This is a genomic window from Qipengyuania sp. R86523 (genome assembly GCF_044596365.1).
GTDB lineage: Bacteria > Pseudomonadota > Alphaproteobacteria > Sphingomonadales > Sphingomonadaceae > Qipengyuania > Qipengyuania citrea.
In genome coordinates, this window is the sequence record NZ_CP138997.1 from 1,099,409 (window position 1) to 1,123,004 (window position 23,596).

General features: G+C 65.7%; 26 protein-coding genes. 11 read left to right on the plus strand and 15 right to left on the minus strand.

The annotated features are described in order from the left end of the window. Positions 1–11: 11 nt before the first annotated feature. Positions 12–191 (minus strand): 50S ribosomal protein L32, encoded by a 180-nt coding sequence (rpmF, locus tag SJY12_RS05405; protein WP_050600294.1) that lies wholly within the window; start codon positions 189–191, stop codon positions 12–14. Between the two features lie 241 nt (positions 192–432). Here rpmF and SJY12_RS05410 point away from each other — a divergent pair, with 241 nt between their 5' ends. Continuing rightward, the gene (locus SJY12_RS05410) at positions 433–831 is read left to right on the plus strand and encodes an MAPEG family protein (RefSeq protein ID WP_197458076.1); all 399 of its coding nucleotides are present in this window, start codon (positions 433–435) and stop codon (positions 829–831) included. A gap of 89 nt (positions 832–920) precedes the next feature. On the opposite strand, the gene SJY12_RS05415 is transcribed toward SJY12_RS05410, so the two are convergent. Beyond that, positions 921–1,562, minus strand: a complete 642-nt coding sequence (locus SJY12_RS05415; RefSeq protein ID WP_050600362.1) for an MBL fold metallo-hydrolase — start codon at positions 1,560–1,562, stop codon at positions 921–923. 121 nt (positions 1,563–1,683) lie between these two features. On the opposite strand from SJY12_RS05415, the gene SJY12_RS05420 reads away from it, so the two are divergent. Next, complete coding sequence (locus SJY12_RS05420) at positions 1,684–2,055, plus strand: hypothetical protein (RefSeq protein ID WP_397506327.1); 372 nt, start codon at positions 1,684–1,686, stop codon at positions 2,053–2,055. A 12-nt stretch (positions 2,056–2,067) separates the two neighbouring features. Here the strand turns inward: SJY12_RS05420 and SJY12_RS05425 are convergent, their stop codons facing one another. Then, positions 2,068–2,709, minus strand: a complete 642-nt coding sequence (locus SJY12_RS05425) for a helix-turn-helix transcriptional regulator (protein ID WP_397506329.1) — start codon at positions 2,707–2,709, stop codon at positions 2,068–2,070. A 171-nt stretch (positions 2,710–2,880) separates the two neighbouring features. Here SJY12_RS05425 and SJY12_RS05430 point away from each other — a divergent pair, with 171 nt between their 5' ends. The 3 genes from SJY12_RS05430 to SJY12_RS05440 all read left to right on the plus strand — a co-directional run bounded on the left by SJY12_RS05430 (position 2,881) and on the right by SJY12_RS05440 (position 3,939). Then, on the plus strand, positions 2,881–3,096 hold the full coding sequence (locus SJY12_RS05430; RefSeq protein ID WP_397506331.1) for a hypothetical protein: 216 nt from the start codon (positions 2,881–2,883) through the stop codon (positions 3,094–3,096). Then, positions 3,086–3,439, plus strand: a complete 354-nt coding sequence (locus SJY12_RS05435; RefSeq protein WP_397506333.1) for a hypothetical protein — start codon at positions 3,086–3,088, stop codon at positions 3,437–3,439. The genes SJY12_RS05430 and SJY12_RS05435 overlap by 11 nt, the downstream gene beginning before the upstream one ends. 209 nt (positions 3,440–3,648) lie before the next feature. Next, positions 3,649–3,939: a hypothetical protein gene (locus tag SJY12_RS05440; RefSeq protein WP_397506335.1), complete on the plus strand. Its 291-nt coding sequence runs from the start codon at positions 3,649–3,651 to the stop codon at positions 3,937–3,939. Between the two features lie 161 nt (positions 3,940–4,100). Here SJY12_RS05440 and SJY12_RS05445 read toward each other — a convergent pair whose 3' ends face one another. The 8 genes from SJY12_RS05445 to SJY12_RS05480 all read right to left on the minus strand — a co-directional run bounded on the left by SJY12_RS05445 (position 4,101) and on the right by SJY12_RS05480 (position 12,522). Further along, on the minus strand, positions 4,101–5,540 hold the full coding sequence (locus SJY12_RS05445; protein ID WP_397506337.1) for an aldehyde dehydrogenase family protein: 1,440 nt from the start codon (positions 5,538–5,540) through the stop codon (positions 4,101–4,103). A 75-nt stretch (positions 5,541–5,615) separates the two neighbouring features. Then, positions 5,616–6,554: a D-2-hydroxyacid dehydrogenase gene (locus SJY12_RS05450; protein WP_397506339.1), complete on the minus strand. Its 939-nt coding sequence runs from the start codon at positions 6,552–6,554 to the stop codon at positions 5,616–5,618. A gap of 37 nt (positions 6,555–6,591) precedes the next feature. Beyond that, positions 6,592–6,897 (minus strand): DUF559 domain-containing protein, encoded by a 306-nt coding sequence (locus SJY12_RS05455; RefSeq protein ID WP_050600286.1) that lies wholly within the window; start codon positions 6,895–6,897, stop codon positions 6,592–6,594. Positions 6,898–6,899: 2 nt separating this feature from the next. Continuing rightward, the gene (gene cysS, locus SJY12_RS05460) at positions 6,900–8,345 is read right to left on the minus strand and encodes a cysteine--tRNA ligase (protein WP_397506340.1); all 1,446 of its coding nucleotides are present in this window, start codon (positions 8,343–8,345) and stop codon (positions 6,900–6,902) included. A gap of 159 nt (positions 8,346–8,504) precedes the next feature. Continuing rightward, positions 8,505–9,176: a nitroreductase gene (locus SJY12_RS05465; RefSeq protein ID WP_269062286.1), complete on the minus strand. Its 672-nt coding sequence runs from the start codon at positions 9,174–9,176 to the stop codon at positions 8,505–8,507. A 98-nt stretch (positions 9,177–9,274) separates the two neighbouring features. Continuing rightward, the gene (gene cobT / locus SJY12_RS05470; protein ID WP_050600283.1) at positions 9,275–11,101 is read right to left on the minus strand and encodes a cobaltochelatase subunit CobT; all 1,827 of its coding nucleotides are present in this window, start codon (positions 11,099–11,101) and stop codon (positions 9,275–9,277) included. Beyond that, a complete protein-coding gene (gene fsa / locus SJY12_RS05475; RefSeq protein ID WP_063506684.1) occupies positions 11,102–11,764 on the minus strand; it encodes a fructose-6-phosphate aldolase in 663 nt (220 codons plus the stop codon). It lies immediately after the preceding gene. Between the two features lie 62 nt (positions 11,765–11,826). Then, positions 11,827–12,522 (minus strand): DUF4197 domain-containing protein, encoded by a 696-nt coding sequence (locus tag SJY12_RS05480; protein WP_082847615.1) that lies wholly within the window; start codon positions 12,520–12,522, stop codon positions 11,827–11,829. Positions 12,523–12,587: 65 nt separating this feature from the next. Here SJY12_RS05480 and SJY12_RS05485 point away from each other — a divergent pair, with 65 nt between their 5' ends. Together SJY12_RS05485 and SJY12_RS05490 are read left to right on the plus strand one after the other, a co-directional pair. Beyond that, on the plus strand, positions 12,588–14,753 hold the full coding sequence (locus SJY12_RS05485) for a primosomal protein N' (RefSeq protein WP_397506343.1): 2,166 nt from the start codon (positions 12,588–12,590) through the stop codon (positions 14,751–14,753). Positions 14,754–14,808: 55 nt separating this feature from the next. Continuing rightward, entirely contained in the window at positions 14,809–15,324 is a 516-nt protein-coding gene (locus SJY12_RS05490) for a CinA family protein (RefSeq protein WP_063506687.1), read from the plus strand. On the opposite strand, the gene SJY12_RS05495 is transcribed toward SJY12_RS05490, so the two are convergent. Further along, entirely contained in the window at positions 15,321–15,647 is a 327-nt protein-coding gene (locus SJY12_RS05495; RefSeq protein ID WP_230833467.1) for a helix-turn-helix domain-containing protein, read from the minus strand. The two genes, SJY12_RS05490 and SJY12_RS05495, sit on opposite strands and share 4 nt — an antisense overlap. Positions 15,648–15,787: 140 nt before the next feature. On the opposite strand from SJY12_RS05495, the gene SJY12_RS05500 reads away from it, so the two are divergent. The 3 genes from SJY12_RS05500 to SJY12_RS05510 all read left to right on the plus strand — a co-directional run bounded on the left by SJY12_RS05500 (position 15,788) and on the right by SJY12_RS05510 (position 19,128). Continuing rightward, entirely contained in the window at positions 15,788–16,384 is a 597-nt protein-coding gene (locus SJY12_RS05500) for an FMN-dependent NADH-azoreductase (RefSeq protein ID WP_397506345.1), read from the plus strand. A gap of 34 nt (positions 16,385–16,418) precedes the next feature. Continuing rightward, positions 16,419–17,981, plus strand: coding sequence for a cryptochrome/photolyase family protein (locus tag SJY12_RS05505; protein ID WP_397506347.1), 1,563 nt, complete (start codon positions 16,419–16,421; stop codon positions 17,979–17,981). A 238-nt stretch (positions 17,982–18,219) separates the two neighbouring features. Beyond that, on the plus strand, positions 18,220–19,128 hold the full coding sequence (locus SJY12_RS05510) for an OmpA family protein (RefSeq protein ID WP_397506349.1): 909 nt from the start codon (positions 18,220–18,222) through the stop codon (positions 19,126–19,128). Positions 19,129–19,183: 55 nt separating this feature from the next. Here the strand turns inward: SJY12_RS05510 and SJY12_RS05515 are convergent, their stop codons facing one another. Then, the gene (locus SJY12_RS05515) at positions 19,184–19,942 is read right to left on the minus strand and encodes a siderophore-interacting protein (RefSeq protein WP_397506350.1); all 759 of its coding nucleotides are present in this window, start codon (positions 19,940–19,942) and stop codon (positions 19,184–19,186) included. A gap of 73 nt (positions 19,943–20,015) precedes the next feature. Beyond that, positions 20,016–21,035, minus strand: coding sequence for a bifunctional transcriptional activator/DNA repair enzyme AdaA (locus tag SJY12_RS05520; protein WP_397506352.1), 1,020 nt, complete (start codon positions 21,033–21,035; stop codon positions 20,016–20,018). A 104-nt stretch (positions 21,036–21,139) separates the two neighbouring features. Between SJY12_RS05520 and SJY12_RS05525 the strand changes: the two genes are divergently transcribed. Beyond that, a complete protein-coding gene (locus SJY12_RS05525; RefSeq protein ID WP_230833463.1) occupies positions 21,140–22,693 on the plus strand; it encodes a serine protease in 1,554 nt (517 codons plus the stop codon). Here SJY12_RS05525 and SJY12_RS05530 read toward each other — a convergent pair. Continuing rightward, a complete protein-coding gene (locus SJY12_RS05530) occupies positions 22,690–23,514 on the minus strand; it encodes a TauD/TfdA family dioxygenase (protein ID WP_269062300.1) in 825 nt (274 codons plus the stop codon). The two genes, SJY12_RS05525 and SJY12_RS05530, sit on opposite strands and share 4 nt — an antisense overlap. Positions 23,515–23,596 lie beyond the last annotated feature (82 nt).

Consider the following 23,596-nt stretch of genomic DNA (forward strand, 5'->3'; position numbering starts at 1 on the left):
GGCTGACGGTCTTACAGACCGACGGCGATGATTTCGCGGCCGTTGTAATATCCGCAGTGCGGGCACAGATTGTGCGGCCGCTTGAGTTCGCCGCAGTTCGAGCACTCGTGATGAGCTTCGACCTTGAGCGAATCATGCGAGCGGCGGTTGCCGCGACGGTGGGGCGATACTTTCCTCTTGGGGACGGCCATGGCGGCACCTGTTCCTCAAACAATTACAATCAATTTCGGTGGCCGCCCTAGGGGATGGTCCGGCACGCTGCAAGAGCGCGTGAACCCGAAAATCCCGACCGTGACGGTGAAGGCGCGCGTAATAGCCAAATTTGCAGGCGATGCAACCCGATTCCGCATGCCGCGGCGGGATTGCGCGGCGGCGGGCTTCGCCCTAGCACGCAGGCGGGTAGCGTTCACGGGGAACGCGAGGGAGAGAAACATGGGCATTATCCTGCCGGTTACACTGACCGCGGCGGCTGCAGCGGCGATCATCAACTTGTGGCTTGCGATCCGAGTCGGGCAGATGCGCGGCGCGACCAAGACCATCCACGGCGACGATGCGGGCGGTCCGCTGACGCGGCGGATGCGCGCGCAGCTCAATTTCGTCGAGAACACACCGTTCGTCCTGGTGCTGATTGCGGCCATCGAACTGACCGGCAAGGGCGATCCCTGGCTGGCCTGGGTGGCGGCGATCTACATGCTTGGCCGCGTGGCGCACGGCTTCGGCATGGACGGCGAAGGCGCGACCAAGCCGCGCATGATCGGCACGCTGGTGACGATGCTGACGCTGCTCGGCCTCGCGGTGGTTGCGGTGCTGATCACGCTTGGCGTGATGTAAGAGAAGGAAATTTTGCGGCGTACGGTCGGGACATCCGTCCCGACCTTGCGCAAGCTATCGACGGAGGTCGATAGCGCACCCCACAAGTATCACGACAACGCGTAATCGCTCACGAAGGCGTTGGTCTGGCGTTCCTGGCCGAATGTACTGGTCGGCCCGTGACCGGGAATGAAGGTCACGTCATTGCCGAGCGGCCACAGTTTCTGTGTGATCGCGTCGATCAGGTCCTGGTGGTTGCCCATCGGGAAATCGGTGCGCCCGATGCTGCCCTGGAACAAGACGTCGCCGACGATGGCAAATTTGCTCGGCCGGTTGAAGAACACGACATGGCCCGGCGTATGGCCGGGGCAATGGATCACCTCGAGCGTCAGTTCGCCCACGGTGACCGTGTCGCCATCGACCAGCCAGCGATCGGGTTCGAACACCTCGGCCTGCATGCCGTATCTGGCGCCGTCTTCCTCGAGCCGGCTGATCCAGAAACGGTCCGCCTCGTGCGGGCCTTCGATCGGCAGGCCCAATTCCTTCGCCAGCACGCCCGCCTCGCCGCAATGGTCCATATGGCCATGCGTAATGAGGATCTTCTCCAGTTCCACCCCCGACTTGGCGACCGCCGCCTTGAGCTTGTCGAGATCGCCGCCGGGATCGACCAGCGCGCCCTTGTTGGTCGCGGTGCACCAGATCAGCGAGCAGTTCTGCTGCAGCGGCGTGACCGGGACGATACCGGCTTTCATGGGCGGAGTGGCGGGCTTTTGGGTATCGGTTTCCATATATCCGCAAAAATGGTCGGCTTCTTGATCGAAAACAAGCCGCATCTGCGGCAAAGTGCTAACACCGCGGTAGAGGAGCAGATTCATGAAGCATATCGCAACCATCGCGGCGGGCTGCGCGGTGCTGGCAGCATGCCAGACCTATCCCGATCGCCCCGCCCCGCCGGGCGGCGCAGTGGCCAGCGCCGCAGCGCCCACGCCCGATTTCATCACCGGCGTGTGCGGGGAATGCCATGCCGTGACGAGCGATACGGTGTCGCTCGACCCGCAGGCCCCCGGCTTTGCCGACATCGCCAACAGCCCGGGCCTGACGCGCGCGACGCTGGTGACCTTCCTGTCGGATGCGCACAATTACCCGATGCAGATGGATGTCGACCTGGTCGAAGAAGATATCGAACTGGTTGCCGACTACATGCTGACGCTGCGCTCGGACGATTACGTCAAGCGCCCGTCGTGATCGGGCGGCGGGTCACACCCGCCCCCCTTTCCAGACAACCCGGCCGATTACCTCGACCTCTTCGCGCGCGAGGTCGATCGGCGCATAGCTGTCGTTGGCGCTGATCAGCGCGATGCGTCCCGGCGCGCTGGCCTGGACCTGCTTGACGTGCAGCGCATCGCCGATGCGCACGACATGAATGCCCTCACCTGAGCGCTTGTTGCGGTCGACGAAGATCTCGTCGCCGCTGCGCAGGGTTGGTTCCATGCTGTCGCCCTCGACGCGGATCGCGGTGAGATCGGCGCCCTCCAGCCCCATTTCGCGCAGCCAGCGGCGGCTGAAGCGGAAGCTGTCGAAGGAAATTTCCTCCGCCGAGAACGTGCCGGGACCCGCCGAGGCGTCGAGCGGGAGGCGGGGTACGGTGATGAACTCGTCCGGAGCAGACGCGCGCACATGGTCGGGATCGGCGCCCAGCGCGACCTCGGAAACGCCGAAGAACTCGGCCAGCCGCCGCCGGTCCGCCTCCTCCAGCTTGCGCGGCGAACCCTTGCGGACGAATTGCTGCAGATAGCTGGGATTGCGGCCGAGCATGGCGGAAAGCGAGGCTAGGCTGGTGCGTCCGGCCTCGGCCAGTTCGACCAGCTTCGCGCGGTCCGGCGTCATTCCGTCACTCATCAGACCGTGTCCTCCAGTCCGCCACCATCCAACCCGCGTCACGCAGGATGGAGCATGCGAGAAAATTCCTATAGCATAGGATTTTTCCTAGACAAGTAGGATTTCGACTGGAACAAATCAGGAACGAGGCGAGCGATTCGCCTGTCTGACCAGCCTATTGGGGAGCCCGCCATGCTGATCCGATCCGTCGAGAAATTCCTCCGCCAGCACGAGATGGCGGCTACCAAGTTCGGCCGCCTTGCCGCGCATGACCCGCGTTTCGTGCTCGATCTGCGCATGGGCCGCGAGCCGCGCGACCGCACCGAACAGCGCATCCGCGGTTTCATGGCCGGTTTCGAGGCCGCGCGTGATGTCGCACCCACGCGGGAGACCGCGCATGTCGGATGAAACAGCCCCGCCCCGGGCGCCGCGCGCACGCCGTACCGCCGCCGACCGCCTGCGCGCCGCACTGACCGAGCTGCACGCGCACCATGGTGAGGTGCTGATGCATACCGAGAAGGCCTGGGCGAGCATCACCTTTGCGGGCACGCGGCACAGCCTCACGATCCTGTTCGCGGGCGACGAGGCGGTGGCGGCCGGTGAAAAGTTCGTCGCCGCCCTGCCCGATCACGAATTCGCCATCCCCGGCCAGCTGGTCGCCGATGCGGGCGTGGTCGAAGTCGAACACCGCCTGCTCCCCGAACCGTGGCTGGTGGTGCGGTGCGAGTTGTTGCTGCTAGAGGAGAGTTGACCGAGCGCCCTAATGTCAGCTTCTGCTGCGCGACGCGGATTGACAGGAGCGGTGAGCAATAAAGTAGGGAGCAATTTCCCGGCAACGGTCGGCAAAGACCCTTTGGTCGCGGCTTTGTTCAGCGATGCGAAAGGTTTGAATTGATCTGATGCCTCGCTCATACAGAGGGAGGTTTTTCGATGAGGAAATCTACTTTAGTCGCATGTGCGGTGTCAGGAATGATCGCCGCTGGAGCGAGCGCCAATACCGGTGCTCCCGATCCGACACTCACCCCCCTCACTTATGCGGCGCCCCAGTTCCGCGCCCTCTCGCCGCTGGGTACCGCGGGGGTTCCCCGGGGTGCCATTGACGACGCGCGCGAGTACCGCGTCGAGCGAGCTCGCTTGCTGAGAAAATACCTGGCTCTCGAGGAAGATAACGACGGGACCCTTACCCCAGACGATTACGCCGCAATGCAATCGGATATTGCCGAACTCAAGGCTCGATACTTCGGCTCCTAGTTGGCCCGATCATCTACGGCGTCGTGCAGCTGATTCAGGTCTCTTGCCGATTTCGCTAGCGCGTCGATCGTTTCGAAGGTGAAGCGAAAGCCGGATGTCGGGGGTCAGCGGAACGACTGCTGCCTTCGTGCTGAGAACGAATAGCCGCCGCCTCGCCCTGATCACCCGCGCCGGATCACCAGGTTCCGGATCTCGGTCATGTCCTCCATCGCGAACTTGATTCCTTCGCGTCCCAGCCCGGAGTCCTTCACGCCGCCATAGGGCATGTTGTCAACGCGGTAGCTGGGGACGTCGTTGATCACCGCGCCGCCAACCTCAAGCCGGTCCCAGGCGTCGAACATCTTGAACAGGTCGCGGGTGAAGATGCCCGCCTGCAAGCCGAACGTCGAGCGGTTCACTTCGGCCAGCGCCTCGTCGAAGTCCGCAAACTTCTGCAGGATCGCGAGCGGGCCGAAGGCTTCCTCGTTGAGCGCCTTGGCGTCCTTGTGCACGCCCTCAAGCAGCGTTGCCTCGAGCATGTTGCCCTTGCAGCTGCCGCCCGTCAGCAGCGTCGCGCCGCCTGCCACCGCCTCGTCGATCCAGCCCTTGAGGCGCTTGGCCTCGCCTTCCGAGATCATCGGGCCAATGAAAGTGTCGCGGTCCTTGGGATCGCCCGCGACCAGCGTCTTCGTTTTGGCGACCAGCATGTCCTTGAAGCGGTCGTAGATGTCTTCGTGCACGATGATCCGCTGGACGCCGATACAGCTTTGCCCGCTCTGGTAGAAGGCGCCGAAGACGATCCGGTCGAGCGCATCGTCGAGATCGGCATCGTGATCGACCACCACCGCGGCATTGCCGCCAAGTTCGAGCACGACCTTCTTCTTGCCGCAGCGCGCCTTGAGATCCCAGCCCACGCCGGGCGAGCCGGTAAAGCTGAGCAGTTTGAGCCGTTCGTCCACGGTGAACAGGTCCGCCCCGTCGCGGCTGGCGGGCAGGATCGAGAACGCGCCTTCGGGCAGGTCGGTCTCGGCCAGCACCTCGCCCATGATGATCGCGCCGAGCGGGGTCTTGCTGGCGGGCTTCATCACGAAGGGGCACCCCACCGCGATCGCGGGCGCGACCTTGTGCGCGGCAAGATTGAGCGGGAAGTTGAACGGCGAGATGAAGCTGCACGGCCCGATCGGGTAGCGTTTCCAGATCGACTGGTAGCCCCTGGCGCGCGCGGAGATGTCCAGCGGCATGACCTCGCCATACATGCGGACCAATTCTTCCGCCGCGATGCGGAAGGTATCGATCAGCCGGGTGACTTCGCCCTCGCTGTCGTTGATCGGCTTGCCCGCTTCGACGCACAGCGCGTAGGCAAGCTCGTCGAAGCGTTCGGTGAAGCGGTCGACGCAGTGCTGCAGCACCGCCTGGCGTTCATAGCTGGCAAGCCGCGCCATCGGTTCGGCCGCCCTTACCGCCCCCGCAATCGCCTCATCGATGATCTCGGGGCTGGCGAGCGCGGTGCGAAAAGCCACCTCGCCGGTGAACTTGTCGGTTACCGCCAGATCGGTGTTCGGCTGCTCGGCCTTGTTGTTGAGATAGAGCGGGTAGGTATCCTTCAGCGTGGGCATCGGCATCTCCACCCTCCCGCGGGCGGGAGGGACCGGGGGTGGGTCTGACCCTTTAACCGCCTGGGCGGGCGGTGCGTTCCGTCAATAGCCCAGATCGAGATCGAGCTGCGGCTGCACCGCTTCGCCGCGGTGCCAGCGGGCGAGGTTTTCGATGAAACGATCCGCGCTGCGCTGGAACATCTTGGTCTGCGCGCGGCCCGACAGGTGCATGGTGACCTGCGCATTCTCGAGGCCCCACAGCGGATGATCCTCGGGCAGTGGTTCGGGATCGGTGACGTCGAGCAGCGCGCCCTCGATCTTGTTCTCCCGAAGCGCTTCGACCAGTGCCGGCTGGTCGACCACATCCCCGCGCGCGATGTTCACCAGGACGCCGTTGGGCCGCATCGCCGCCAGTTCTACCGCCCCGATCATATTGCGCGTTTCGGGGGTCGAGGGGACCGCCAGCACCACCCAGTCGAATTCGCCCAGCCGCCCGCGCCATTCGCCAGGCTTGAGCGCGCCATCGGCGCCCGAGCGGCGCACGGGCACGACCTTCATGTCGAAGGCTTCGAGCCGCGTCTTGATGAGCGATCCGATTGCGCCCATCCCGAGCAACAGCACGCGCTCGCCCGCCAGTTCGCGCTTGCCCGGGCTATCGAGCAGCCATTCTTGGCGGTCCTGCGCGCGCACCACTTCGCGGTAGCCCTTGGCATGCGCGAGCATCAGCATGACGACATATTCGGCGATGGTGATCGCATTGATGCCGACGCCATTGGTGACCACCACGCCGCGTTCGGCGAGCAGGTCGAGCGGCATGAAATCGAGCCCGGCATAGATCGAGTTCATCCACTTGAGCTGCGTGGCAGCGGTGGCGATCTCGACCATCGGCTCCTTCTCGTTGAGGTCGAACCAGCCGATTTCCGCCTGGGGGGCAAATTCGAGCGCCTGTTCCTTGCTGGCAAACCACAGCGGCTCGACCCATTCGGGCAGGCGCGGTTCGACCAGCGGGCGGATCATGGCGGACAGGACGGCTTTGGTCATCGATTTCTCCCTCGAAACCTCCATTGCCGTTCAGGGATTATTTCGCAAACCGTTCTTTGCGCCGCGCGGCGATGTCGAGGATCGCCTCGGCCACTTCGCTGGCATTGCGCTGCACATGGCTGGGCGGAACCTGCATGATGTCGACGCGGTGGCGTTCCTGCCAGCGTTCGCGCGCGCCGTCTTCCCTGTGACGGAACGGATCATCATCGACCTCGATCGCCAGATGCGCATCGGCGCAATAGAACGGCAGGGTGAAGCCTTCGGCATCGTGATCGCGCACGAAGGAAAGGCCCTGGGGCGCGTCCTTGAGATGTTGCCAGAGAAGGGTCTGCGCGTCGGCCATCGTCAGAGCTTCCAATCCCAACCCAGCGGGTCGCCGTCCATTACCTCGACACCCTTTTCCCCAAGGCTTTCACGGATCGCATCCGAAGTGGCGAAATCCTTCGCCATGCGCGCCTGCTTGCGGCGGATCAGTTCGGCCTCGATTTCCTCTTCGGTGATGGTCGCGCCCTCCGGCCGCAGCCGCAAGTCGGCGCGGGACAGGTCGAACAGGCCCAGCCCGAGCACCGCGTCCATTTCCGCGATGACCGCGCGCTTGATTCCGGCATCGACCTTCTTGACCGCGAGCGCCTCCTCCAGCGCAACCAGCGCGATCGGCGTGTTGAGATCATCGGCCAAGGCGGCGGCGAATTTTTCGCGCATCGGGGCGAACTTGGGATGGTCGGGGGTGCCCGAGGCGGCATCCTTCAGTGGTCCGATCGCCATCACGATCCGCTTCAACCGCGTCAGCGCGGCGCCGAGGCCCTCCCACGAGAACTCCAGCTCGCTGCGGTAATGCGCCTGCAGGCACATCATCCGGTAGGCGAGCGGGTGGTAGCCCCGGTCCATCAATAATTGCAGCCGCAGGAATTCGCCCGACGACTTGCTCATCTTACCGCTGCGCTCGACGAGGAAGTTGTTGTGCATCCAGATCTTCGCGCCCGAATTGGTCGCTTCCGACAATCCGCCGCAGCCGCAGAAGGCCTGGTTCTGCGCGATTTCATTGGGGTGGTGGATCTCGCGGTGGTCGATCCCGCCGGTGTGGATGTCGAAGGGGAAGCCGAGCAGTTTCTCGCCCATGACCGAGCATTCGAGATGCCAGCCGGGCGCGCCCATTCCCCAGGGGGACGGCCATTCCATCTGCCGCGTCTCGCCCGCCGGGGTCTTGCGCCAGATCGCGAAATCGGCGGCGTTGCGCTTGCCCGCGACGGTGTCGATCCGGCCCTCGCCTTCCTCCGTCACCGCTCGTGCGAGGCGGCCGTAATCGGCCACGGTCGAGACATCGAAATAGAGCCCGCTGTCGAGCTCGTAGCAATGCCGGTCGGCAATGCCCTTCGCGAAGTCGATCATCTCGTCGATGTAATCGGTCGCCACCGACCACTTGGCCGGCTCGCGGATGTTGAGCGCTTTCACATCGGCCCAGAAGGCCTCGGTATAGTGCTTCGCGATGTCCCAGATCGACTGCGCCCTGGCGGCAGCCATCTTCTCCATCTTGTCCTCGCCCGCATCGCCATCGTCGGTCAGATGGCCGACATCGGTGATGTTGATGATGTGGGTGAGATCGTAGCCCTTCCAGCTCAGCGTGCGGCCGAGCACGTCGGCGAAGACATAGGCGCGCATGTTGCCGATATGGGGGTAGTTGTAGACCGTCGGCCCGCAGGAATAGACGCGCGCTTCGCCCTCGTGGACGGGGGTGAATTCCTCCAGCTCGCGGGTGAGCGAGTTGAACAGCTTGAGCGGCGTTTGGGTCATGCGAAGCGCAATGGCGCGGAGGCGGGGGGCGGTCAACAAGCAGTCAATGCGAGGAGCCGTAGGCGACGTGGCAATCCATCTTCCGACCTGGTGTATTTCGCTAGTGACGGGTGATGGATTGCTTCGCCTTGCGGCTCGCAATGACTGCTGGGCAGGGAGCTACCACCCTTCCCAGCGCACGCTTTCCTCGATCCCGGCGCGCTTCACGGCGAAATTGTTCACCGCGGCTTCCTCGTCGCGGTAGCCGATGGCGACGCCGCAGAAGAAGGTGTGATCCTCGGGGATATCGACCATTTCGCGGATCTGCGGCGCATAGACCGCCCAGGCTTCCTGGAAGCAGGTGTCGAGCCCTTCCTCGCGCGCGAGCAGGCCCACGGTCTGCAGCCACATGCCGATATCGCTCCATTGCGGCGGGCCCATGTATCGGGGCGTATGGACCAGCATCAGCACCGGCGCCCCGAAGGCGCGAAAATTGTTGGCGAACCACATCAGCCGCTTGCCCTTCTCCTCGCGGGAGATTTGAAGCGCGCCATACATGTCCTCGCCCACCCCGCGACGGCGCTGTTCATAGGCCCCGTCAAGCTCGGGCGGATAGACATTGTATTCGGGCGCAAACGCCGCGCGCCCCTTGGGCAAATCCTGCGCGACGCGGTCGAACAGCGCCTGCATCGGTTCGCCGGTGAGGACGATCCCGTGCCACGGCTGCGTGTTGCCGCCCGAGGGACTGCGCTGGGCCTTCTCGAGGATACGGGCGAGCGTTTCGCGCTCAACCTTCCGGTCAGTGAAAGCACGCACGGAGCGGCGCGTCTGGACGGCTTCGGTAACGTTCATTGTAGCTTGTCTCTCCTCCTCGCCTGCAAGCAGGCGCCCCGATTTGCGGCTTCTGGCCCCGCCCCTCGGCCCGTCGCGCCCGCACACACAGGCGCGGCCTATTTCTCGATCTCGAACAAATCGGCCAATTGCTCGATGATCGTTCCACCGAGTTGCTCGACGTCCATGATCGTCACCGAACGCTTGTAATAGCGCGTGACGTCGTGGCCGATGCCGATCGCGGCGAGTTGCACGGGCGACTGGTTCTCAATCCAGTCGATCACCTTGCGCAAATGGCTTTCGAGGAAGCCCGCCGGGTTGACCGACAGCGAACTGTCGTCGACCGGCGCGCCGTCGGAAATGACCATCAGGATGCGGCGGTCCTCGGGGCGGCGCAGCAGGCGGTCGTGCGCCCACATCAGCGCCTCGCCGTCGATGTTTTCCTTGAGCAACCCCTCGCGCATCATCAGGCCGAGATTGCGGCGCGCGCGGCGCCACGGCTCGTCGGCCTTTTTGTAGAGGATGTGGCGCAGATCGTTGAGGCGTCCGGGGTTCGCGGGGCGCCCGTCGGAGAGCCACATCTCGCGGCTCTGCCCGCCCTTCCACGCGCGGGTGGTGAAACCGAGGATCTCGGTCTTCACGCCGCAGCGTTCGAGCGTGCGCGCGAGGATATCGGCGCTGATCGCGGCGATCGAGATCGGCCGCCCGCGCATGCTGCCCGAATTGTCGATCAGCAGCGTGACGACCGTGTCCTTGAACTCGGTATCGCGCTCGATCTTGTAGCTGAGCGCGTGGCCGGGGCTGACCACCACGCGGGTCAGCCGTGCGGCATCGAGCATGCCTTCTTCCTGGTCGAAGTCCCAGCTGCGGTTCTGCTGCGCCATGAGCCGGCGCTGCAGCCGGTTGGCCAGCCGCGTGACCACGCCCTGCAGGCCCGCCAGCTGGCTGTCGAGATAGGTGCGCAGCCGGTCGAGTTCTTCATTGTCGCACAGCTCGGCGGCTTCGATCTCCTCGTCGAATTTCTGGGTATAGGCCTTGTAGTCGAAGCCTTCGGGAAAGTCGGTCCACGGGCGATTGGGGCGGACGGGCTGCATGCCCTCCTCGCCATCGTCCGACGGATCGCCATCGGACATTTCCTGTTCGCCCTCGACGTCCTGGTCGGCGTCGCCCTCGGCCTCGCCATCGGTGACTTCCGAACGGGCATCGGCGGCATCGGGTTCGGCCCCGCCCTCGTCTTCCTCGTCGGTCTCGTCCTGGTCCTCGGGGTTCTCGCCCTCCTCGTCCTCGCCATCCTCGGCATCGGTCGGTTCGGGGGTCTCGGGCAGCGTCAGGTCGAGATCGCGCAGGATGTCGAGCGTCAGGTTCTGGAAGGCGCGCTGGTCGTCGAGCACATCGGCCAGCCCGTCCATGTCTGTACCGATCTTGGCAAGGATATCCTCGCGCACCAGATCAACCGCCGCGCGGGCGCGTTCGGGCACCGCTTCGCCGGTCAGCGCCTCGCGCAGCATCAGCGACAGCGCGGTGGGCAGCGGGACATCGCCCGCCGCCTCGGCGCGCACGATCGGATCGGACGCGGTACGCATCTCGACCGCCGCGTCGAGATTGCCGCGAATGCCGGCATAGCGCGTCGAGCCGATCGCTTCGTAGCGGACCTGTTCGATCGCGTCGTAACAGGCGCGCGCGATCGGTTCGGGCGGCGCGCCCTTGCCATGCAGCGCTTCGCTGTGATGCCGGAGCCGCAGCGCGAAACTGTCGGCGAAGCCGCGCGCTTCGATCGCCTGCTCGCGGGGAAGATTGCGGCCGGGCAGGGGGACGCGGAAGTTCTTACCCGACTGGGTCGGCGCATCCGCACTCCACGCCACCTCGACTTCCGCTTCATGCGCGAGCGCGCGGCTGGCGCCGGTCAGCGCCTGCTTGAAGCGGTCGAGAGGGGTCTGTTCGCTCACTTATGCGGTGGGGATCGACTGGCCCGTCTTGTCCCAGTCCTTGAGGAAGCCTTCGATGCCCTTTTCGGTCAGGACATGCTTGAACAGGCCCTTGATCACCGCCGCGGGCATGGTCGCGACATCGGCACCGATGCGCGCGCTTTCGAGCACATGCACCGGATTGCGGATCGAGGCGACGAGGATCTCGGTCGAGAAATTGGGATAGTTGTCGTAGATCAGGCGGATATCGCGGATCAGCGCCATGCCGTCGAAGCCGTTGTCGTCATGCCGCCCGACGAAGGGCGAAACGAAGGTCGCGCCCGCCTTGGCCGCCAGCAGCGCCTGGTTGGCGGAGAAGCACAGCGTCACATTGACCATCGTGCCATCGCCGGTCAGCTTCTTGCAGGTCTTGAGCCCGTCGATCGTCAGCGGGACCTTGATGCAGACATTGTCCGCGATCTTGCGCAGCGTTTCGGCCTCTTTCATCATCGTGTCGTGATCGAGCGCGACGACTTCGGCGCTGACCGGGCCATCCACGATATCGCAGATTTCCTTCGTCACTTCCATGAAGTCGCGGCCCGATTTGGCGATCAGCGACGGATTGGTGGTGACGCCGTCGAGCAGGCCGGTGTCGGCCATTTCCCTGATGTCGGCGATATCGGCGGTGTCGACAAAGAATTTCATGCGCGAAGGCTCCGGGGGAATTGCGATTCCCGCAGAGCCTTAGCGCCCGATATGGCCTGCGGCTAGTACTGCGCGCCCGCGCCGAACACGCCGATGATCAGCGGGTCGCGCGTGGCCTGCGGGTTGCGGCGGATCGCCGCTTCCTCGGTCCCGATCTCGCGCCAGATGGTGGTGTCGATAGTGCCTGCGAAGCGCGTAACCGCGCCCGCCAGATCGACCCCGGCGAGACCCTGCACCAGCTCTGCCACCAGCGGGTCCTGCGCCACGCGCAGCGCGTCGCCCAGTTCGGGCACCATCGCCTCGACCAGGCTGCGACCCATCGAATCGCGCAGGAAACTGGTCGCGGCAGTGGGGCCGCCGCGCACGAGGTCGATCGCGTTCTGGATGCCGATGGTGCGCACCGCATCGGTCACCAGCGGAGCCGCGCGCTGCGCGCCTTCATAGGCGATATCGCCGAACGCGTTTTCGAGCCGGCTCTTGAACAAGGCGGAGGTGAGGATACGCGACACCACATCGCCGCGCGCGCCCAGCAGCTCGCCGAAGCCGACCTGCGCGACCTGTTCGTCCCAGAAGCCGCCGCCTTCGAGCATCCGCGCGAAGGCGCGTTCGCTCGACAGGAACAGGATCCGCTGGACCGCATCGACCATCCCGAAACCGGGTATCGTCGAACAGGCGGGCAGCAGCAGAAGGCCGCCCCCGGCCATGGCCCCGCCAAGGAAGCCGCGCCGTCCGGTGGGTTTGACGAGAATATCGGTCATATCGCTGGTCCTCATTGTATCCTGCCCTTGTTTCACGCGCCTGCCCCCGCCCATATGGCCGGGCCATGAACCGCGTGCGCTGCCTCGTCCTCAATGCCGCTCTCGGCCCGCTCGACTACAAGGTGCCCGAGGGCATGGATGTCGGACCGGGTTCCGTGGTCGAATGCCCGCTGGGTCCGCGCACGGTAATCGGAATTGTCTGGGAAGCTGAACGGCTTGCCGGAACCGAGGTTCCGGCCGAAAAGCTGCGCCCGCTGCGCGGCGTGCTGCCCGTGCCGCCACTCTCCGCCGCGCTCAGGCGGCTGATCGAATGGACCGCGGACTATTACGTCGCCTCGCTCGCCAGCGTGGCGCGGATGGCGCTGTCATCGGGCGGCGCGCTCAAGGGTCCCGCGACAATGACCGAATACCGCCTGACCGGCGGCCTGCCCGAGCGCATGACGCCGCAGCGCGAGGCGGCATTGGGCGCGCTGGAAGGCGAGCAGGCGACGATCCGCGAACTGGCGGGGATCGCCGGGGTTTCCGAAGGCGTGCTGCGCGGGCTGGTCAACCACGGCGCACTCGAGCCGGTAGAGGTCGATTGCGACCGCCCCTATCCGCCCGCTCGGCCCGATTTCGTCGAGATCGCGCTGAGCCCGCAGCAGCGCGAGGCGGCGGACATCTTTTCCAACGCGGTGCGCAAGGCGGAGTTTGCCCCCTTCCTGCTCGACGGGGTGACCGGATCGGGCAAGACCGAGACCTATTTCGAACCCGTTGCGCAGGCGCTGCGGATGGGGCGGCAGGTGCTGGTCCTGCTGCCCGAAATCGCGCTGACCGAAAACTTCCTCCACCGCTTCGAGGAGCGGTTCGGCGCGCCGCCGGTGCTGTGGCACTCCTCGCTCAAATCGACCGAACGCCGGCGCGCCTACCGAGCCGTATCCGAAGGTAGCGCGCAGGTGGTCGTCGGCGCGCGCTCGGCCCTGTTCCTGCCTTTCGCACGGCTTGGCCTGATCGTGGTCGACGAAGCGCACGAGACCAGCTTCAAGCAGGAGGAAGGCGTGCGCTACAATGCGCGCGACGTCGCGGTGATGCGCGGGCATTTCGAGCAGGTGCCCGTGGTGCTCGCCAGCGCCACCCCCGCGCTCGAAAGCCTGCAGATGGCCGAAAGCGGGATCTACGCGAAGATCGACCTGCCGAGCCGCTACGGCGGGGCGCAGATGCCCACGATCGAGACGATCGACCTGACCGAGGAAAAGCCGCCGCAGGGCATGTGGCTGGCTCAGCGGCTGGTCGACGGGATCGAGGCGCGGCTCGAACGCGGCGAACAATCGCTGCTGTTCCTCAACCGGCGCGGCTATGCGCCGCTGACGCTGTGCCGCAATTGCGGCTTTCGCTACCAGTGCCCCAATTGCAGTGCGTGGCTGGTCGAACACCGCTTCACCAGCCGGCTTGCCTGCCACCATTGCGGGCACGAGGCGCCCGCCCCCAAGACCTGCACCGAATGCGGCGAACCCGACTGTCTCGTCGCCTGCGGCCCGGGGGTCGAACGGATCGCCGACGAAGTGGCCGAACGCCTGCCGCAGGCGCGTGTCTTCGTCGCCACCTCGGACACGCTCAATTCGCCCGGCCGCGCGGCGGAGTTCATTGCCGCAGTCGAGGCGCGCGAGGTGGACGTGATCGTCGGCACGCAATTGGTAACCAAGGGGTTCCATTTCCCCGAGCTGACACTGGTCGGCGTGGTCGATGCCGATCTGGGCCTCGAGGGCGGCGATCTGCGCGCGGGCGAGCGGACCTACCAACAGGTCGCGCAGGTCGCCGGACGCGCGGGGCGCGGTTCGAAACCGGGCGAAGTGCTGCTGCAGACCCGCCACCCCGACGCGCCGGTGATTGCCGCGCTGGCCGCGGGCGACCGCGATGCCTTCTACTCCGCAGAAACCGAGATGCGCCGCGAGGCGGGCGCCCCGCCCTTCGGCCGCTGGGCCTCGATCATCATTTCGAGCGAAGACGATGCCGAGGCGCGCGAGGCAGCCAACCGCATCGGCGCCTTCCGCCCCGATGTCGCCGAATGCATGATCCTCGGCCCCGCGCCCGCCCCGATGGCGCTGCTGCGCGGCCGCTATCGCTATCGCTTCCTCATCAATGCGCGGCGCAGCGTGCAATTGCAGCAGGTCATCCGCCGCTGGCTGGCCGCGATCGACCACCCGCCCGGCGTGCGCGTGGCAGTCGATATCGACCCCTACAGCTTCGTCTAGGCTTGGGCCACGCAAGTTCGGGAACCCGGGGTTTCGGTGGGACGTTTGCCGCCGTATGGCCGAAGAACTCGAAGCTGCCCTTCCCGACGACGTCTGCCGGTTGGCCGAGCGAATCCTTGCCGCCGCCAAGGACCGCGGCTGGCAGCTGGCCACCGCCGAAAGCTGCACCGGCGGCTTGCTCGCTGCGCTGTTCACCGACGTCCCGGGTTACAGCCACGTGTTCGACCGCGGCGTGGTGTCCTATTCGGATGGGGCCAAATGCGATCTGCTGGGTCTCGCAAGTGACATGGTCGAGAATTGCGGCGCGGTCAGCCGCGCGGTCGCCGAAGCGATGGCGGCAGGCGCGCTTGAACGATCGGATGCGCAGCTGGCGGTTTCGATCACCGGTTTCGCTGGCCCCGGGGGTGAAGATGACGAGGAAGGCCTCGTCCATTTTGCGCTCGCCGATACAACCGGCGCGCTGACTCACCGCGAAGAGCATTTCGGGCCGATCGGCCGCGACGGCGTACGGATCGCCGCGCTGCGCGCCGCGCTCGACATGCTGCGCGAAAAGCTCGACCTTTCGGCCTAGTCCTGCCCGCCGTCATAGACCGCACGCGCAGCCTCGACCTTGCCGATATTGGCAATCGCCCAATTGCCCAGCTGCGCCACCGGATCGCACAGCGAGCGCCCCAGCGCGGTGAGCGCATAGTCGACGCGCGGCGGCACGCTGGGGGTGACCGTGCGGCTGACCAGCCCGTCGCGCTCCAGCCCGCGCAGCGTGCGCGTAAGCATGCGCTGCGAAATACCCGGAATATCGCGCCGCAATTCGTTGAACCGCCGCGACCCGTCGGCCAGCCCCATCACGACGCGGACCGACCATTTGTCGCCGACACGCGCGAGGATGTCGTTCACCGCAGTGCATTGCGGCGCATTATGAACCTCAAGGGGAACACCCGTGTCCCTATCGGACAACGAAGTGCCTTCTTGCGCGGGGTGGGGTACAGTTTCCATATGGCCTCCAGGTTATCAACAGTAACTATGGAGTTCCCCCTATGCAAATCCTTCGTATCGACAGCTCGACCACCGGCGACCAGTCGATCAGCCGCAAGCTGACCGACGAACTGCTCGCCCATTTCACTGCCAAGCATCCAGAGGCCAAGGTCGTCACGCGCGATCTCGTGGCCGAACCGTTGCCGCATATCGACCCGATCACCACCAGCGCGATCCGCACCCCGCCCGAAACGCATGAGGAAGCGGTTGCCGCAGCCTATCCCGAACAGCGCGCGGTGCTCGACGAATTCCTCGCCAGCGACGTGGTGATCGTCGGCGCGCCGATGTACAATTTTACCATCCCCAGCCAGCTCAAGGCATGGCTCGACCGGCTCGGCGTGCCCGGCGTGACATTCAAATATGGCGCAAACGGCCCCGAGGGCCTCGCTGGCGGACGCAAGGTCGTGGTCGCCTCGGCACGCGGCGGCGAATATTCGACCGACCAGCTGGCCGAGAACCAGGAAAGCCTGCTGACCACCTTCTTCGGTTTCATCGGGGTAGACGATCTGCACCTCGTCCGCGTCGAGAAGGCGGGCTTCGGTCCCGAGGCGATCGAGCAGGGCATGAATGCGGCGAAGCAGGAAATCGCCAAGCTGTAAGGCACCATCGGGGGGGCCGGGCATTGGAACAAGCATGCCCGGCCCCGTCCTCGTGCCCATCCTCGGCGACCAGCTGACCCGCGACCTTGCCAGCCTGCGCGGGCGCACCAAGGACGATAGCGTTATCCTGATGATGGAGGTGTGGGACGAGGCGACCTATGTCCGCCATCACAAGCAGAAGATCGCGCTGATCTTTTCCGCCATGCGCCATTTCGCCGCGGAATTGCGCGATGCGGGATGGAGCGTCGACTACACCGACCTTGGCGATCCGGACAATGCAGGGAGCTTCACCGGCGAGGTCGCGCGCGCGATCGAACGGCACGGCCCGCGGTTGGTCAGCGTGGTCGAGGCGGGCGAATGGCGCGTCAGGCAGGACATGGAGCAATGGGCGGACAAGTTCGCCTGCGAAATAGAAATCCTGCGCGACGACCGCTTCATATGCACCCAGGCCGAGTTCGACGAATGGGCGCAGGACCGCAAGGAATTGCGGATGGAGTTCTTCTACCGCGAGATGCGGCGCAAGACCGGGCTGCTCATGGCCGAGGACGGCAGGCCCGAAGGCGGCGCGTGGAATTACGATAGCGAGAACCGCAAGCCGCCCAAGGACGGGCTCGCCGCCCCGGAACGCCCCAAATTCTCACCCGACGCCGTGACGCAGGAGGTCATCCAGCTGGTCGAGGCGTGCTTCGGCGACCATTTCGGATCGCTCGACACATTCGGCTGGCCGGTCACTCGCGACGAGGCAGAAGAGGCCGCCGATGCCTTTTTCGCCGAGCGGATAGAATGTTTCGGCCCCTATCAGGACGCGATGGTCGCGGGCGAGGACGACCTGTTCCATTCGATGCTTTCGACCAGCATTAATCTCGGCTTGCTCGACCCGCTCGAGCTGTGCCGCCGCGCGGAGGAAGCTTATCGCGCGGGGCGCGCGCCGCTCAACAGCGTCGAGGGGTTCGTCCGCCAGATCATCGGCTGGCGCGAATATGTGCGCGGCTTCTACTGGCACCAGATGCCGCACTTGCAGGAAGCCAATGCGCTCGACGCGCAGCGCGGCCTGCCCGAGTTTTACTGGACCGGCGAAACCGACATGGCCTGCCTCGCCGACTGCATCCGCTCGACCCGCGACAATGCGCATGCGCACCATATCCAGCGGCTGATGGTACTCGGCAATTTCGCATTGCTCGCTGGAGTGAACCCGCGCGAGGTGCAGGACTGGTATCTCGTGGTCTATGCCGATGCCTATGAATGGGTCGAATTGCCCAATGTGGCGGCAATGATCCTTTATGCCGATGGCGGGAAGCTGGCGTCCAAGCCCTATGCGGCCAGCGGCAATTATATCAACAAGATGAGCAATTACTGCGCGGGCTGCACCTATTCGCCCGGCAAGAAGACCGGCGAAGGCGCCTGCCCGTTCAATCCGCTGTATTGGCATTTCATGGACCGGCACCGCGAGCGGCTGGAGCAGAACCACCGGATCGGGCGCATCTATGCGACCTGGGACCGGATGGGCGAGGAGCGCCAGCGCGACTATCTCGACAGCGCCGAGGCCTTCCTCGACCGGCTCGAACCGGCGCGCGCCGACTGGGCGCGGAACGGGTAAGCGTCGGTTCATCGCAGTTCCTGCCCCGCCCACCGGCTTGGCAAAAGGTTTGCGCGTCCCGGTTCATTTGCGAGACAGGCTGCGGGCAACACCAGCCCCCGCCTGCGGCCCCGCGCCGCTCGACCAAGCCGTTACCGAATGAAGGGGGCTGATTGACCGCACAGGCGCAATTGGGGAGAAAGCGGCATTCCACACCCGCTCGACGGCCCGTGTCGGTTCGAATTGAAGGAGTATGAATATGATTGCCTTGTCCAAAAGTTCGAAGACAGTCGCAGCGCTCGCCGCGCTCGTCCTGCCCGTCACTGCTGGTGCGCAGGCGCAGGAGCTTGAGCCCCAGGGCGGCGCGAATAGCGGCGGCGAACCGATGACCGTTGTCGGCACGACGCCCAGCGACCTGTCGGGCATGCCCGAAGGCCCCGAATTCGAAGGCGTCATTTCGGCGCGCGACGGCGACAAGGTGCAGGTGACCAGCGCCGATGGCACGCGCACCGTAATCGCGCTCAGCCCCGCAACCGAAATCCGCAGCAGCGGTGGTTTCCTGGGTCTCGACAAGGACCAGCTTTCGGCCGCCGACCTGCTCAATGGGCTGCCGGTCGAAGTCGAGACGGTCGAATGGGCCAATCGCGGGCTGATCGCCACCAAGGTCGCGCTCAAGAGCAAGCATCTCGAAACCGCGCGGATGATCCACACCGGGACCGACCAGCGCTTCACCGCCAATGAAGCCGCGACCGAGGCGCTGCGCGGACGCGTCGCCAATATCGACCAGTACAATATCAAGGGCACGACCAACGTCTATTTCGACACCGCCAAGTACAATCTGTCGCAGCAGGCGCGCTACGAGCTGTGCCAGGCCGCGGCGCAGGCAAAGAACACCGACAACGCGCTGCTGCTGGTGGTCGGCTACACCAATTCGACCGGCGACTATGAATACAACCAGGAACTGAGCGAAAAGCGCGCCTCGCGTGTGGTCAACTTCCTCCAGCAGGAATGCGACTGGGCACCGTACCGGATGCTGACCCCCACGGGCATGGCCGAGGCCGATCCGGCAGCGGACAACACCACCGAACAGGGCAAGGCGCAGAACCGCCGCGTGGCGGTCAACATCCTCGTCAGCAAGAGCGTCGACGGAATGAACTCGGGCCTCTGATCGGGCTTCGAATTCGGATCATGCGGGGCGGGCCTTGGGTCCGCCCCGTTTTGATTCAGCTAGGCTGCGCGGCGGCGTCCTGCTGCTTGGCGAGCTTGTGCTCGTCCTCGATCATGCCGTGTTTCCAATAGCTGGAGAGGTAGAGATCGGCGGGCGCGAGCGCGAGTTCGCCGCGCAGATATTCGCGCAGCCGCTTCATTGCGGAAAATTCGCACGCTGCCCATGCGGCGAGCGAGCCTTCGGGCCGCGCGGCACTGCGCAGCGCATCGACCAGCAGCGCGGGCCGCTGCCCCGGCTCGGGATTGACCAGCCAGGCGATCTCGACCCCCTCGGGCGCAGCGATGTCCTGCCGGTCGCGTTCGTCCTGGATCTCGATTGCGGCGAACCCGCGCGCATCGGCCGGCAATGCTTCGAGATTGACCCCGATGGCCGGCAGCGCAGTCATGTCGCCCGCCACGAGATAGAAATCGCGCCCCTGCGGCAGCGGCTTGGGCAGGCCCGGACCGCCCACCTCGATCGTGTCGCCGGGCGTGGCCGACAGCGCCCAGCGGGTCGCCGGGCCCGCAGCCTCGCCGCCGTGCAGGGCGAAATCGATCGCGATCGCATCCTCGGTCTGATGGCGGATGGTATAGGTGCGGATCACGGGCTTGCCGCCCGCGGTGGCCGGGGCCAGCATGAGCTTGACGTAGCCGCCTGCGAAATCGGGCGGAAACCCCGCCAGGCCCGGACCACCGAGTGATACCCGGATCATCGAGGGCGAAAGGGACTGGCGCGAGAGGACGGTAAGCGTCCGCGGGGGAGGTCTGGTGCTCATGGCCACTAGTTAATGCGAATGGATCGCAATACAAGAGCGGCTGGCAGCGCGGTGAATGCGTCGATCCTGCGGATCATTTCCGTTCCCGTTCGAGCAATTCGCGCTTGATGTCCTGGCCATAGGCATAGCCGCCCAGATCGCCGCCCTTGCGCACCACGCGGTGGCAGGGGATCAGCACCGCGACATTGTTGCGCGCATTGGCGCTTCCCGCGGCGCGCACCGCTTTGGGATTGCCCGCGGCCGCGGCGATTTCGGCATAGGTGCGCGTTTCGCCCGGCGGGATCGCGCGCAACGCTTCCCAGCACGCTTCCTGGAACGCGGTGCCCTTCACGTCGAGCGGGATATGCGCGAAATCGCCCGGCGTCTCGACGCTGGCGACGACATCGGCGAGCAATTCGCCGAACGCCGCGCCGCCTTCGACCAGATCGGCCCTGGGGAAGCGGCGGCGCAATTCGCTGTCGTCTTCGGCAAAGGACAAGCGGCACACACCCTTGTCGGTCGCCGCCACCAGCATCCGCCCCATCGTGGTGTCGACCACCGCCCAGCGGATTGTCACTCCCGCCCCGCCATTCGCCCATGCGCTTGCCGCCATGCCCAACCGTCCTTTCGTATTCTCGTAAAAGCGCGAGGCCGAGCCATAGCCGGCCTCGTAGATCGCGCCGGTCACGCTGTCGCCGCCCGACAGCGCATCGCGCGCGCGTTCCTCGCGCAAGGCGCGGGCATAGGCGGCAGGCGAAAGACCGATCGCGCGTTTGAACACCCGCTGGAAATGGGCGGGCGAATAGCCGGTCAGCTGCGCCAGCGTGGCCAGCGAGGGCGCATCTTCGGCCTGGCTGATCTCGTCGATCGCCGCGAGCACTGCCGCCTCGTCGCGGCCGACATCATCGGGCAGGCACCTCCTGCAGGCGCGCAATCCCGCCGCGCGCGCCGCTGTACCATCGGCGAAGAAACGCACGTTGCTGCGGCGCGGGTGCCGCGCGGCACAGGACGGACGGCAATAGATGCCGGTCGTCAGCACGCCGGTGACGAAGCGTCCGTCGAAGGTGCGGTCGCGCCGCTCAACGGCGGCCCAGGCTGTATCGGCGTCGATCATCGCAGTGCCTTTCATAGCGCAAGGGCAACGCTTGTGCCCGCACCGAATTGCGCTGGCATCCCGCGCCTTGCGGTCAAAGCGAATGATCGTCACAAGGCGCCGCAATGGCCCGCTTTTTCACCCGTATCGCCGCGCTGCTTGCGCTGCTCGCGCCGCTGCTGGCGTCCGTGCCTGCCCAGGCCGAACCCGCGGATATCGACGCGGCCGCGCGGGGCGTGGTGCGGGTGGTGATCGTGGGCGAGCGCGACGGCGAACTGTTCCCGATCAGCCATGGCACCGGCTTTGCGGTCACTGGCGATACGGTGGTCACCAATGCGCATGTGGTGCGCGATGCACTGCGTGACGAAGGAATGCAGATCGGCATCGTCCCAACTGGCGGCGGCGAAGCGGTCTATGGCCGGATCATCGCGGTGCTGGCGCGCAACGATCTGGCACTCATCCGCATTACCGGGGACCTGCGCCTGCCCCCGCTGGCATTGGCCGGCGGGATGCCGCCCGACAGCGGCGAGGTTACCAGCGTCGGCTATCCGATGAATGTCGATCGTGCGCAGGGGCTCGATATCAGCGACATCTTCCGCAGCCAGCCCCCGGTCAAGAGCCGCGGGTTCATATCGGGTGCGCGGCCCAGCCGCCAATTCGACACCATCCTGCACACCGCCCCCATCGCGCGCGGAAATTCGGGCGGCCCGCTGCTCGATCCGTGCGGCCGGGTGGTCGGTGTGAACAGTTTCGGGGCGGACAATGACGGCGGCGACGCCGAGTTCTTCTTCGCCGTATCGAACCGCGAGCTGGTGCCCTTCCTGCGCGCCAACGATGTCGAGCCGCGGATCAACACCAGTACCTGCCGGTCGATGGCCGATCTCGACGAGGCCGAACGCGAGCGGCTCGAGCGCGAACAGATGGCTGCGCGCGCCGATCTGGCCGAACGCGCCGAAGAGCGCCGCACCCGGCGCGAGCGCGCGCTGCTCGAAGCCGAACAGGGCGTGATCGTCGAGCGCGAGGACCGCGTCTTCCTGTCGTTCGTCCTGCTGCTGGTGGCCTTCGGGCTGGGCCAGTGGGCGATGACGCTGTGGCGCGCAGAGCCGCGCGACGAGACCCGGTTGCGGATCGCGGCGGGCGCGACCGCCGTGGTCGTGCTTGCGGCGCTGGCGGCCTATCTGACCCGTCCCGGGCTCGACGAGATCGACCGGCGCGTCGCCGCCGCGATGCAGGACGGGCAAGGCGCCGCCGAACCCGGCCCCGCCGCTGGCGGCGAAGATTATGCGCTCCTGTGCCGGCTGATCCCCGAACGCAGCCGGATCACCAGCGCCAAGGTCGAGGATATCGAATTCGACTGGACGCCCGACGGATGCGTGAACACCCGCACGCAATACGGTTTTGCCGGCGGCAGCTGGAGCCGGGTGTTCGTGCCCAATTCGGAAGACGCGGTCTCGGTCAACAGCTTCGACCCCGACCGCCGCATCTTCCGCTCCGAACGCTATCTGCTGCCGCGCAGCGCGATGACCGAAGCCCGCGAAGCACGCGGCAAATACACCGCGCCCGAATGCGGCAGCGACAATGCCGCCGCGCGGCTGGGCGAGTTGCAGGGCGAAGTGCTTGGCCAGTTGCCGCAGCAGGCCAACGAGCGGCTGGTGTACGAGTGTAACGCCCGGAACTAGGCCGCCAGCGGTTCGCCGGTCAGCGTGATGCGGTGCATTTCGCGGGCATGGCCCTGATAGTCGTTCATCGCCAGGTGCCAGGTCGTGCGATTGTCCCAGATCGCCACCGAGCCCGGTTCCCATGCCACCCGGCAGGTGTTGTCCGCCGCTGTCGCCGCATCATAGAGCCGCTGGAGCAGCGGCAGGCTGTCTTCACGGCTTCGCCCGACGATATTGATGGTGAAGGCGCTGTTGACGTAGAGCAGCTTGCGCCCGGTCTGCGGGTGGCGGATCACCACCGGATGCGTGGCCCCGGTGGTGATCGACTGGCCGCGCAGGTCACGGCCCATGTCGGTCTGCGCGTAGAGCCCGCCTTCCTCATAGATATGGTCGGCGGTGTGATAGGCTTCGAGCCCCTCGATCTCCTGCTTGAGCGTGTCCGGCAACGCATCATAGGCCGCGCCCATATGCGCCCACAGCGTATCACCGCCGCTTGGCGGCAGGGTGCGCGCCACGAGGATCGATCCCATCGCGGGCACCTGGTCGTAGGAATGGTCGGTGTGCCACCCGCCGCCGATATTGGTGACCTGGTCGGCGCGCTTACGAACCACCGCGATTTCGGGATGTTCGGCGGTGAGCGGGAAATAATTGTTGATGTCGATCCCGCCCCAGCGCCGGGCAAAGGCGATATGCGCTTCGGGGGTGAAATCGTCCTGCCCGCGAAACAGGGCGACGCCGTGTTCGTAGATCGCCTGCCGGATCGCATCGAGCACCGGCCCCTGCGCCTCGGCCAGCTTCACATCTTTGATCTCCACCCCGCAGCGGGGCGCCAAGGGTACCATTTCCAACGTTTCTCTCCCCGGTGAACGGTTGTTTTATGCCACCCACTCTACGCCAACGCCGCTCGGAGTCCAGATTCCCCAC